Source organism: Arthrobacter sp. Y3225116, from assembly GCF_059091245.1.
Window position 1 is genome coordinate 1 of the sequence record NZ_JBNHGL010000079.1, and the last position, 12,007, is coordinate 12,007.

The 12,007-nt window shown below is 69.3% G+C and carries 10 protein-coding genes and 1 pseudogene; 4 read left to right on the forward strand and 7 right to left on the reverse strand.

Annotated features, from left to right (window positions below; all coding sequences use genetic code 11):
• The 7 genes from AC5RV2_RS09395 to AC5RV2_RS09425 form a co-directional block, all read right to left on the reverse strand.
• Positions 1-612: ATP-binding protein (locus AC5RV2_RS09395; protein WP_494092110.1), on the reverse strand; the 612-nt coding region annotated here is incomplete at its 3' end.
• A gap of 39 nt (positions 613-651) precedes the next feature.
• Positions 652-1,476: a fumarylacetoacetate hydrolase family protein gene (locus AC5RV2_RS09400; protein WP_494092111.1), complete on the reverse strand. Its 825-nt coding sequence runs from the start codon at positions 1,474-1,476 to the stop codon at positions 652-654.
• A gap of 106 nt (positions 1,477-1,582) precedes the next feature.
• Positions 1,583-2,578 carry a cation diffusion facilitator family transporter gene (locus AC5RV2_RS09405; protein WP_494092112.1) on the reverse strand — a complete coding sequence of 332 codons (996 nt, stop codon included), beginning with the start codon at positions 2,576-2,578 and terminating at the stop codon, positions 1,583-1,585.
• Positions 2,575-3,057, reverse strand: coding sequence for a transporter substrate-binding domain-containing protein (locus tag AC5RV2_RS09410; protein WP_494092113.1), 483 nt, complete (start codon positions 3,055-3,057; stop codon positions 2,575-2,577). Before AC5RV2_RS09410 ends, AC5RV2_RS09405 begins: the two co-directional genes overlap by 4 nt.
• Before the next feature lie 106 nt (positions 3,058-3,163).
• Entirely contained in the window at positions 3,164-4,183 is a 1,020-nt protein-coding gene (locus tag AC5RV2_RS09415; protein WP_494092114.1) for a PHP domain-containing protein, read from the reverse strand.
• Positions 4,184-4,222: 39 nt separating this feature from the next.
• Positions 4,223-5,662, reverse strand: coding sequence for a phytoene desaturase family protein (locus tag AC5RV2_RS09420; protein WP_494092115.1), 1,440 nt, complete (start codon positions 5,660-5,662; stop codon positions 4,223-4,225).
• Complete coding sequence (locus AC5RV2_RS09425) at positions 5,659-7,248, reverse strand: glycosyltransferase family 87 protein (RefSeq protein WP_494092116.1); 1,590 nt, start codon at positions 7,246-7,248, stop codon at positions 5,659-5,661. The genes AC5RV2_RS09420 and AC5RV2_RS09425 overlap by 4 nt, the downstream gene beginning before the upstream one ends.
• Positions 7,249-7,387: 139 nt before the next feature.
• Here AC5RV2_RS09425 and AC5RV2_RS09430 point away from each other — a divergent pair.
• From AC5RV2_RS09430 to AC5RV2_RS09445, 4 genes and pseudogenes are all read left to right on the forward strand, one after another.
• A pseudogene (locus AC5RV2_RS09430) lies at positions 7,388-8,500 on the forward strand (cytidylyltransferase domain-containing protein); the annotation flags it as partial.
• A gap of 114 nt (positions 8,501-8,614) precedes the next feature.
• Complete coding sequence (locus tag AC5RV2_RS09435) at positions 8,615-9,532, forward strand: N-acetylneuraminate synthase family protein (protein WP_494092119.1); 918 nt, start codon at positions 8,615-8,617, stop codon at positions 9,530-9,532.
• 9 nt (positions 9,533-9,541) lie between these two features.
• The gene (locus AC5RV2_RS09440; protein WP_494092117.1) at positions 9,542-10,513 is read left to right on the forward strand and encodes a glycosyltransferase; all 972 of its coding nucleotides are present in this window, start codon (positions 9,542-9,544) and stop codon (positions 10,511-10,513) included.
• Entirely contained in the window at positions 10,510-11,856 is a 1,347-nt protein-coding gene (locus tag AC5RV2_RS09445; protein ID WP_494092118.1) for a polysialyltransferase family glycosyltransferase, read from the forward strand. Before AC5RV2_RS09440 ends, AC5RV2_RS09445 begins: the two co-directional genes overlap by 4 nt.
• Positions 11,857-12,007 lie beyond the last annotated feature (151 nt).

Below are 12,007 nucleotides of genomic sequence, written 5' to 3' on the forward strand. Positions count from 1 at the left end.
GCCGTCGGCACGGGCGGCACTGCCCCGGGCACCGCCGTCGTCGGCATCCAGCAGCAAAGAGTCCGCCAGGATGCCGTCACCGCGCTCCGCACCCTGGCCGGTACGCACCCCGCGCAGCAGCAGCAGCGGGACGTCGATCAGCAGGCCCGCCATGTCGGACAGCGACTGGAGCGAGAGTTCGTCCAGCCACTGGGCGTCGTCCACCACGGCGGCCACCGGTCCCTCCTGGGCCAGCGAACGCAGGACCCAGGAGGCCGAATAGGTCAGGGCGTCCTTGTGCAGCGGACCGCCCGCGTAGGTCAGGAAGGAATGCAGCACCCGGCCCTGCCCGTCGAACGGCGGGCCGTGGTCCGGCACCTGCTGGGCCAGCGGCGCGAACCACTGCCAAAACATGGATCCGGGCAGCGAACGGCGGGCGGCACCGGCCGCCCTCAGCAGTTTCCAGCCGCGCGCGGAGGCCTCGGCGCACACCGTCTCCAGCAGGGATGTCTTACCGATTCCGGACGGGCCGCTGACGGTCAGTTCGATGCTGCGGCCGGATTCCACAGCAGTGGCGAGGTCGCGCCACTGCGCCACCTCCCGGTCACGCCCAAACAGCCGTGTTTGTGCCACTCCTTGATCCTAGGACGCCGGAGGGAGAAATTCGACGTTTCAGCGCGGCTCTTCGGCCACGCAGCGGTTATGCAATTCGCCGATTCCCTCGATCCTCGTCACCAGCTGCGCTCCGGCGGGAATCCATTCACGCGGTTTCCGGGCCAGTCCTACGCCGGCCGGGGTGCCGGTGGCCAGCAGGTCACCGGGTTCCAGGGTCATGAACTGGCTGACGTAGGAGACCAGCTGCGCGCAGGAGAAGATCAGGTCCGACGTGTTGCCCGACTGCTTGGACACGCCGTCCAGCTCGCATTCCACCGCCAGCCCTGCCTCCGGATCCAGCTCGTCTGCCGTGACGACGACGGGGCCCACCGGAGTCATCCGGTCCCAATTCTTGCCTTGGAACCATTCCGAGGTGCGGCCCTGCCAGTCGCGGACGGAGACGTCGTTCATCACCGTGTAGCCGGCGATCGCGTCCCGGGCGGCGGCGTCATCGGCGTACCGGATCCGGGAACCGATCACCACGGTCAGCTCGGCCTCCCAGTCGATCTTCGTGCTGGCCGCGGGCAGCACCACGTCGTCCACCGGGCCGACCAGCGCGTTCGGGTACTTGGTGAAGATCGTGGGGTATTTGGGGACCTCCTGGCCCACTTCCTCGGCGTGCGCGTAATAGTTCAGGCCGGCGCAGAGGATCTTGCCCGGCTGCAAGATCGGCATGTCCAGCTCCGACGCCACCGGCGCAGGGCCCCGCTCGCCGGGCAAGGTCCGCCAGTCCCCGCCCCTCAGCAGTTCGCCGACGTCCCTGGTCGGCAGGTAGTCGGTGGCGCCGCCGTCCTGCCGGAACGCCTGCGTGGTTCCGTTCCGCCGTACTGTCCCCAGACGCATCTGTACCTCCTTGCGGCAGCCGTGCACCGCCGTCGTGATGTTGTTGGGCCCTGGCAGCAGGGCCTCCTTGCACGATATACGGTGGGGCGCGCCGCACGGGGAGCGTTCAGAGGTTCCTTTCGGACTGGCGCTCCGATGCTCCGCCTGCTTCCTCGGGCAGTTCGGAGACCGGCACCAGGACCGTGTCGTGGATCATCCAATGCAGGTCAATGCAGCCGTCCCGCGCCTCTTCGAGGACATCGACCGAGGGGACGCGTCCGTCGCGGGGGACGACGAAGGCCTCAACGTGCAGCACATGGCCCTGGTCGCGGACACGCGAGCCCGCTTCTTCCACCCATTCCAACTGGCGCAGGTAATCATCGATGCGTTCGATCAGCGGGTGGGGCTCCGAGTCGTCGAAGGTGGTGGCCCGGCTGTCCATCAGGTCGGTGACGGAGCCCCGCATGTTTTTGTAGCCGTCGCGCAAAATTCCCCCGGCGATGAACAGTGCCGCGGCGGCGTCGGCCCACCACAGACCGATCCCGATGCCGGCGACCCCGACGATGGAGCCGACGGCCGTCTTCCAGTCCGCCTTGTTCATGTCCGCATCGGCATAGAGGACCTTGTCATGCAGTTGCTCGGCGAGTTTTTCCTTGGCCCGGCCGAGCAGGACCGGAGGTACGGCGGTCACTGCCATGACGGCGATCATCAGCCAGCCGAGCCAGACGGTGTGGCCCAGCAGCTGGACCGATCCGATGGGCGGGTGCTCCCCTTTCAGCAGGCCCATGCCGGAGTCGACCACCAGGAACGCGCCCATGGTGCAGAGGGCCACCGCGGCCACGAGATGCGCAATCCCGGTCGACCGGTGGTACCCGTAGGGGTACTTCCGGGTGGGCGGCCGGTTAATGATCTTCATCGCCAGCAGGAACGCGATGGGCGGGGCGAGGGAGAGCATGTCTTCGATCCAGGCCGCCTTCATCGCCTGCGAATTGCCCATGACCAAGGCGACCAGGGTGACGGAGACCGCCAGCACGGCGATGGTGGTCCACTGGAGCCTGATGGCGCGCCGGAGGGCCTTTTCCTGCTCATCGGGCAGCTCGGTCCGGCCGAATTTGGTATTCATCCCCGTCCCTTCCGGTCGAGAAGAAACTTTTCCAATTCCCGCAGGAAGGCGTTTTCGCCCATCCTGGCGGCCATGACGTATTCCACTTTGCCTCCGTCGGGTGCGCGGCCCTCGGCATAGGGCTGGGTCAGGGCGGCCTTGTCCGACCACGGCGATTTTTTCGTCAGGCCTCCGATGACGAGGTCCAGGTCGCCGCCTTCGAGCTGCCCCATCAGGGATTCCTCGCCGGCCGCTGTCCAGGCGACGGTCGCTTCGCGGGCCGCGGCGAATTGCCTCACCAGGTCCGCCTCCAAGCCCGTGGGCTCCGCGCCGTCCCGGACCGCCGTCCAGGGCGGGTTGTGCGAGACACCCACCCGGAGGGTACCCCCGCTGATGCGCTCCAATGTCCCCTCCGGGTCCGCCGGCACCTGCAGCCCGCAGGAGGTCATCAGCAGCATGGCCAGCACCGCCAAGAGCGCCTTCGAAAAATTGTTCAGCATACTGAGGACCATAGCTAAAGCGGCGCCGTTTTGGGGACGCCCGGGCGGCTTGCCGACGTCGGGCCCGGTCGACGTTCCGCCGGGGTCGGAAGCGGTTACACGCGGGCTACCGGCCCTGGCGGCACCACTCGAGCAGGCGCTCCACGGGCCAGGTGGTGATGATCCGTTCGGCCGGGACGCCGTTTGCGGCCGCCCGTTCGGCGCCGTAGTGGAGGAAGTCCAGCTGCCCGGGCGCGTGGGCGTCGCTGTCGATGCTGAACAGGCAGCCGGCGTCGAGGGCCAGCTGGATGAGCTCGTCCGGAGGGTCCTGCCGCTCGGGCCGGGAGTTGATTTCGACCGCAACGTTGTTCTCGGCGCAGGCGGCGAACACCCGTTCGGCGTCGAACTCCGACTGCGGGCGGGTTCCCCGTGATCCCTTCACCAGCCGCCCGGTGCAGTGGCCCAGCACGTTCGTGCGCGGGTTCTCGATGGCGCCGAGCATCCTGCGGGTCATGGTGCCCCGGTCCGACCTCAGCTTGGAATGCACGCTGGCGACCACCACGTCCAGCCGGTCGAGCATCTCCGGTGACTGGTCCAGTTGGCCGTTCTCCAGGATGTCGGCTTCGATCCCGGTCAGCACCCGGAAGCCGTCGGCTGAAGCGTTGAGCTCCGCGACCAGCTCAAGCTGCCGGGCCAGCCGCTCCGCGCTCAGGCCGTTGGCGACCGTGAGGTTCGGCGAGTGGTCGGTCAGGGCAAGGTAGTCGCGGCCGAGCCAGCGGGCGGCATCGGCCATGGCTTCCGGCGGCGAGCCGCCGTCGGACCAGTCGCTGTGGCTGTGCAGGTCGCCGCGGAGGGCCTGGTGCAGCTCGCGCCCGCCCTCGGCCAGGGGTGTCGCGGCGCGCTCCCGCACCTTCGCCAGATAGTCGGGGACCTCGCCGTCGACCGCCTGCTGGATCACCACGAAGGTGCTGGCGCCGATCCCTTTCATGTTCTTCAGCCGGCCGGTGCGCGCCCGCTCGGCCAGCTCGGCGGGCTCCAGCCCGCCGGCGACGGCGGCCGCCTTCCGGAACGCCTGCACTTTGTACGTGGGCGCGAGTTCGCGCTCCAGCCAGAAGGCGATTTCGTTCAGGGCGGCGACAGGATCCATGGGACCATCTTCCACCGGCACCGCCCGCTGTTCCATGGCTTAGGGCCTCAGGGACGGCACAGCCAGTCCGAATTGCTCCCGCAGGGCCAGCTCGGCGGCGCGGTAGCCGGCCATGCCGTGCACGCCGGGGCCGGGCGGCGTCCCGGCGGAGCACAAATAGACCCCGTGCAGCGGGGTCTGCCAGGGCTTCCGGCTCAGCACCGGGCGCGCCGCGAGTTGCAGCAGGCTGACGGCCCCGGTTCCGAAGTCGCCGCCGACGTAGTTGGGATTGTAGGCCTCGTAGTCCGCCGCGGACATGCTGGCCGAATCCACCACCAGGTCGGTGAAGCCGGGGGCGGCGCGCTCCAGCGCAGCGGTGATGACCGGTTCCATGTCCCGGGTGGAACCGCCCGGAACGTGGCAATAGGTCCAGAGCACGTGGCGCCCGGCCGGCGCCCGGGACGGATCGACCACGGCGGGCTGCGCGGTCAGGATCACCGGGTCTTCCGAGTGCCGGCCGCGGGCAATGTCCCGCTCGGAGGCTGCCATCTGTTCCCGTCTCCCGCCCAGATGAACGGTGCCGGCCCGGCGCAGGTCCGGATGGGCCCACGGAACCGGCCCGGACAGGATGTAGTCCACCTTGGCCGCCCCGGGTCCGTAGCGGAAGCGCTGCAGGGCGCGCGCATAGCGGGACGGGAGCCGGCCGCCGGCCAGCCGCAGCAGTTCGGTGGGTGAGGTATCCAGCATCACCGCCTCGGCGTCGGTCAGCTCGGCGAGCGAGGCGACCCGGTGCCCGGTCTCGAGCCGGCCGCCGTGGGCCTGCAGGTCCTCGACCATGGCGTCGATGATGGCCTGCGACCCCCGGGCGGGCAGAGGGAAGCCCACGGCATGGGCGAGCGCGCCGAGCATCAAGCCCGCGCCCGCGGACGAGAGGCGGCGCACCCCGCCGGGGGTGTGAGCGGCGACGCCGGTCAGCAGAGCGGGTGCGAACTGTTCCTTGAAGCGCAGGTTCCAGGCGGGAGAGCCCTGCTCCAGCGTGCGGAGCCCGTACCGGAACGCTGTCACCGGGCTCGCAGGCACCTGGAGCAGCTGGTCCATGGTGAACTCCAGCAGCGCGTCGGTCCGCGCGACGAGCGGTTTCATCAACTGCCGGTACGCGCCGCCGTCGGCCCCCAGCCCGGCCACGGTTTGGTCGAGGTCGCGGTGGGCCACCGCCGCGGCGGCGCCGTCGATCACCTGGCCGTAGGAGACCTCCGGCACCAGCAGTTCGATCCGCTGGTCCAGCCCGAAGTCCCGGAAAAACGGCGAGGCCGCGGCCATCGGGTGGACCGCGGAACAGACGTCGTGCCAGTGGCCCGGCTCCATCAATTCCACCGTGCGGGAGCCCCCGCCGGGCGTGGCTGCCGCCTCGAAGACCGTGACCCCGAGGCCAGCACGCGCCATGATCACGGCGGCCGCCAACCCGTTGGGTCCGGCGCCGACTACCGCTACGTCCGTCACGTTGGATCTCCTTCCCCCTGGGGCTTCAACCTTGTGGCCTGCGCGGCCTCACCGGCAAGGCCCGGCCAGGTCGAGGGCCGCCGCACGGCATCTATGCCCGGCGTAGAATGTTCGGCCTGCCCGTTCCCGACGGCGGTTGCCGGACCGGCGCCCCTCCCCCTGGCGGCACCCGCCAACGGCAGCGTGAACCTGTCCGGCGCGCCGTCGTAGTCCCCGCCCTGCGGGTCGTCGGTGTCCACCCGGCGGACCGGGTCATGCTCCGGCAGCCAGATGGCGCGCACCACCTTCCCCGCTATGTATGCCGTTGCTGCTATATGCGCGACGACGGCCAGCACGTAGTAGGGCGTGTCCAGGTTGCGTGCCGCTTCGCCGCCGCTCGTCACCTGGCCCAGATGCATCCAGGTGGCCCACCAGTGCATCGCCTCGAAGAACTGCCAGATCAGGAAGTCGCGCCAGCGGGGATGGGCCAGCACGGCCAGCGGGACCAGCCACACCACGAACTGCGGCGAGTAGACCTTGTTGGTGAGCACGAAGGCCGCCACCACGAGGAACACCAGCGACGCCATCCGCGGGCGCCGCGGCGCCGCCCAGGCCAGGAGCGCGATGCCCGCGCAGGCGGCCGCGAACAACAGGAGGGAGGCGGCGTTGATGAATTCGGGGCTAAGGACGGGCAGTTGCTGCCGTTGCGCCATCAGGTTGTAGGCGTACCAGAGGGACGAGTGACCGGCTTCGCGCTGCCGGCTGTAGTCCAAAAAGTGGAACCAGCCGCCGAAGTCGCGCAGCATGAACGGCAGATTGACCGCCACCCATACCGCGGCCGCCGCCAGCGCGGCCCGGGCCAGGGGGCGGTACCTGCCGGTCCGCACCGCCAGCAGCAGGATGGGACCGAGGATCAGCACCGGATACACCTTGAGCGCGGCACCGAGGCCGATGAGCACTCCGGCCAGGACCGGGCGGCGCCGGGCGAAGGCGAGCATCGCCAGCGCCGCCAGCATTGCCGCCCAGAGGTCCCAGTTGATCGTCCCGGCGAGCACAATGCCCGGTGCCAGCGCCACCATCGCCGCGTCCCAGGGCCGCCGGTGGCTCATCCGCGCCGTCGCGATGACGGTGACCAGCCAAACCACGGCCACCAGGGTGGCGTTGATATCGAAATAGGCCAAGGCCCGTTCCGGGGACGCGCCCTCGCCGGGAACCAGCCACGCCGTGACTCCGGCCACCAGGCCCAGCAGCACGGGGTACTCGAAGGAACTTCCCGCGGTGACGAACGGCATGACTCCGCCGGCCAGCCCGCGGGACTCGAAGAGCACCGGCCAGTCCGAGTAGCAGCCCATGTAGAAATAATCCGGCAGCTCCCACCCGGCCAGCCGGCACGGCGTCTTGACCAGGACGGAAAGCAGCGCCGCGACCGTGGTCAAGATGATCAGCACCCGCTCCACGGTGAAAAATCCGGGCGCTACCAGGCCCGGGGCGCTGTGCCGGCCCAGCGGTCCGCCCACCAGTTCGGTGAACTGCTTCAGGAACGGGTCGTTCCGGCTGGGCACCACGATGCGCAGCGGCGTGCGGCGCGAAGAGCGGGACCCGGGCATGGTCCAAGACTACTGTCGGCGGCCCGGCGGCCGCTGATCCGGGCGCGGGCGGCAGGTTACCCGTTTCGTCCGCTGCTGCACGCCTTCCCGTAACCTGGTCCACCCCGGGCCGTTACCGGTGCTTCCTACCGTGACTCCAATGAGTTACAACGATCCCCGGGAAGTTCTGGTCGTCATCCCGGCCCGCGGCGGTTCCAAGGGAATCCCGTTTAAGAACCTGATGCCCGTGGCCGGCCGGAGCCTGGTGGCCCGCGCCATCGACAGTGCGTTGGCGGCCCCGTCGGTGACCGACGTGGTGGTCAGCACCGACCATCCGGACGTCGCGGCCGAAGCCGAACGCTGCGGCGCCCGCGTCGTCGTCCGTCCCGCGGAGCTTTCCGGAGACACCGCCAGCAGCGAGTCCGCCGTGCTCCACGTGCTCGCCACGCTGCCCCGGCAGCCGGCGGTCACCGTCCTGCTGCAGTGCACCTCGCCGTTCATCGAGCCGGAGCACCTGGACCGGGCCGTCCTGGACGTGCTGGAGGACCGGGCCGACGTCGCCTTCTCGGTCACCGAGAGTCACGCGTTCCATTGGTCGCTTGACGACGACGGTGCCGTCACCGCCGTCGGGCACCGCGCCGACGTGCGGCCCCGCCGCCAGGACCGCCGGCCGCAGTACCGCGAAACAGGGGCGTTCTACGCCATGCGCACCGAGGGCCTCCTCGACCGCGGGCACCGCTTCTTCGGCCGGCTGAAGCTGCAGGAAGTGCCCGCCGGGCAGGCGATCGAAATCGACTCGCCCGAAGACCTGGCCGTGGTCCGGGCACTGGCCGGCCCGGTGGGCGCCGCGGCGGCCGGCGCCGTCGACGTTGACGCCCTGGTCATGGACTTCGACGGCGTCCACACCGACGACCACGCCTTCGTGAACGCCGAGGGCGAAGAGTTCGTCCGCGTCAGCCGCGAGGACGGCATGGGAATCTCCCGGCTGCGCAGCACCGGAATTCCGCAACTGATTTTGTCCACCGAACGCAACAAGGTGGTCAGCGCCCGGGCCGGGAAGCTCGGCATCGACGTCCTCCAGGACGTCTCGGACAAGGCCGGAGCGGTCCGCCAATGGATGGCCGTGAACCGGTTGGATCCCGACCGGGTTGCCTACGTGGGCAACGACGTCAACGACCTGCCCGCCATGGGCGTCGTTGGTTGGCCGGTGGCGGTGGGCGACGCCCGCGCCGAGGTCAAAGCCGCGGCACGGACCGTGCTGCAGCATCACGGCGGCGAGGGCGCGGTCCGCGAGATCTGCGAACTCATCCTCGCCGCCCACAGCGGTGCCGGCGGCCCACGCCGCCTTCAACAAGCCACCACAGCAACAACCAGAGAGAGTGCACAGATGACTACCGAAGCTACCGTTTCCGTCAATGTTCCCGCCGGTTCCCCGGCGCCCGTCGCGATTGGCGACGTGCAGGTCGGTGCCGGTCAGCCGGTTTACGTGATCGGCGAGATCGGCATCAACCACAACGGCGACATCGAGATCGCCAAGCAGCTGATCGACGTCGCCGCCGAGGCCGGCGCGAACGCGGTCAAGTTCCAGAAGCGCACCCCGGAGATCTCCACCCCCGCTGACATGCGGGACAAGATGCGCTCCACCCCGTGGGGCGAGATGACCTACCTGGACTACCGGTACCGGGTCGAGTTCGACATGCCGATCTACCAGAAGCTCATCTCCCACGCCGCCGACCGCGGCCTGCACTGCTTCGCCTCGCCGTGGGACGTGCCCTCGGTCGCGTTCATGGAGGAAGCCGGAGCCCTGACCCACAAGGTCGCCTCCGCCTCCGTGACTGACACCGAACTGCTCACCGCGCTGCGCGAGACCGGCAAGCCGGTGATCCTGTCCACCGGCATGTCCACGATCGAACAGATCGACAAGGCCGTGGAAATCCTGGGCACGGACAAGCTGATCCTGATGCACGCCACCTCCACCTACCCGCTGCCGCCGGAAGAGGCGAACCTGCGCATGATCACCACACTGCAGGAGCGCTACCAGGTGCCGGTGGGCTACTCCGGGCACGAACGCGGCCTGCAGATCTCGCTGGCCGCCGTGGCCCTGGGCGCGGTGACGGTGGAACGGCACATCACCCTGGACCGGACCATGTGGGGCTCGGACCAGGCCTCTTCGCTGGAGCCCAAGGGCTTCGAGGCGCTGATCCGCGACATCCGGATCTTGGAAGAAGCCATGGGCGACGGCGTCAAGCGCGTCTTCCCGGGCGAGCTGGCGCCGCTGTCCCGCCTGCGCCGGGTGGACGGCTAAGCACACGCCATGAACCAGCCATTACTGAGCGTCATCATCCCGGCGAAAGACCAGGCCCCTTTCATCCGCGACGCGATGACCAGCCTGACCCGCCAGTTCGATGATCCCTCGGTCATGGAAATCATCGTCATCGATGACGGTTCCACCGACGGGACCGGGGAGCTGGCCGCCGCCTTCACCGGCCGGCTCCCCGGCCTGCACATCCTTCGAAACGACGCCGCGACCGGCCTGGCGGCGGCCCGCAACAAGGGGCTGGACGCCGCCACGGGACGCTACATCGCCTTCCTTGACCCGGACGACTGGTACGCGCCCGGCCACCTGTCACGCATCACGGCGGAGATCAGGCAGCTGGGGGTGGACTTCCTGCGGGTGGACCACGTGCGGCACGCCGGGGGAATCCGGACCATTCATCGGGCACCTCAGGCCGTGCGCGGCGTCGCCCTCGATCCCCGCCGGGACATCGGACCCATGGACGCCTCATCCATGGTGGACTACCCGTTCGCGCCCTTCGGCATCTTCGACGGCGCGCTGCGGGAGGCCGGGCTGCTGCACTTTGTGGACGGCCTGCATACCGCCGAGGACCGTCCCTGGATCTGGCGGCTGCACCTGGAGGCAACCTCCTACGCGGTTTCGGACCAGTTGGGTGCCTTCTATCGCCGCGGCGTCGCGACCTCCTTGAGCCAGATCTTCGACCGCCGGCAGTTGGATTTCCTGCGCAGCTACGCCGAGGTCTTCCGGCTGGTGGCCGCAGACCGCGAGGCAGACCGCTTCCGGCCCAAGGCTATCCGGCAGTTCCTGGCCATCGCCTGCCATCACCTCGATCGGTCGGAGAAGATGACCAAGGCCGTCCGCCGCGAACTGACGTCCGGTATCCGGGCTGTTGTGGCCGGCCTCCCGGCCCCCGCCGTCGGCAGCTGTTTGGCGGGCATGGACAAGAACCGGCGCCAGAAGCTGGAAACAGCGATCGGACCAGTGAAGTGAAAGAACTTTTCGTCGTATCAACGCTCTATCAGGTCGTCTCGCTGGCCGCGGCCGTCGACGACGGGACCGTTCCGGCCACCGGTGCCGAACGCATCCTGGTGCTGACCAACAATGCCTTGATTCCGGAGATCACCGTTCCGTTCCACGAGTCGCCGGGCTTCGCCGATGCCGTCCGGAGGTTCGACCGCGTGGCGGACCTCGGCAAGCTGCTCTGGCCACGGCGGCCGGGGCAGTTCAATCCCCGCGAGCAGGACCTGGATCTGTGGCAAAGGCTGCTGCGCTCGGAATGGGACCTGGGCGACGACCCGGTCCATCTCTACGTCGAGTCCATCCAGGTCAACCCTGCGGTCGCCCTGGCCCGGACCTTCGCCCAGGCAACCGTCTCGGTACACTCGGACGGCCTGATGAGCTACGGGCCCACCCGCAACCCCGTCCCGCTGGCCGTGGCCCAGCGGCTCGATTCCCTGCTGTACGTGGACCTCGTCCCCGGGCTGCGCCCGCAGTTGCTGCGCGAGCATGATCCCAAGCTGCTGCCGGTGGATCCGGCCTCCCTGCGCCGCGCGATGGAGGAGCTGGACCGGTCGGTGCCGCCCCTGGTGCTTCCGGGGTCGCAACCGGATGCCGCCGGCAGCGCGCTGCTGCTGGGCCAATACCTGGCCGAGCTCGGGATCCTGTCGGCCGAGGAAGAAGTGGCGCTGCACCGCGGGATGATCGAAAAGGCCCTGGAGCGGGGGATCCGGCACTGCATCTTCAAGCCCCATCCCAACGCCGGACCGGCAGCCCTGCGCTCCGTCCAGTCGGCGGCCGGGGACCTCGGGGTACGGCTGGAGATCCTGGAGTCCCCGGTACCCGCGGAAGTGGTGATGCAGCGCCTGCGGCCCCGGTTGGTGGTCAGCTGTTTCTCCACCGCCCTCATGACCGCCAGGTACCTGTTCGGCATCGAGGCGGCGGCCGTAGGAACCGAACTGCTGCTGGAGCGGCTGACCCCGTACGAAAACAGCAACCGCGTGCCGGTCACCATCATCGATGCGATCCTGGAGCGGAACTTCCACGCCCCGGACCAGGAGGCGGCAGACACTCCCCCTGCCGGCCGCCTGCAGCATCTGGTCGAAGCCGTCTCCTACTGCATGCAGGCCGATACGCTGGCAGCAGGCCGCCCGAGTGCGGAAACGTATCTGCAGCACATCCAGGACGGACCCCACATGCGCTATTTCAAGCGGCGGCGGCTGACCAAGCTTCAGCTGCCGGGCGGATTGCCGCCGGCCGTGGCCGCCCGCCCGCTGGCCAACGTCGGGCGGCTGGGCCGGCGTGCGGTCCGCACACTCCGGCGGGCCGCCTCGTGAGGCGGGCGCGATGACGGAAACGGCGATCACCGCGGCCTTCCTTCCCCAGCTGGGACCGTCCGCCGCGGCCTGGCTGGTCAATCTCCTGAGCTGGCAGCGGAGCGCTGACATCACGGGCATCGTGGAACTGGGCCACGCCATGAGCGAAGCC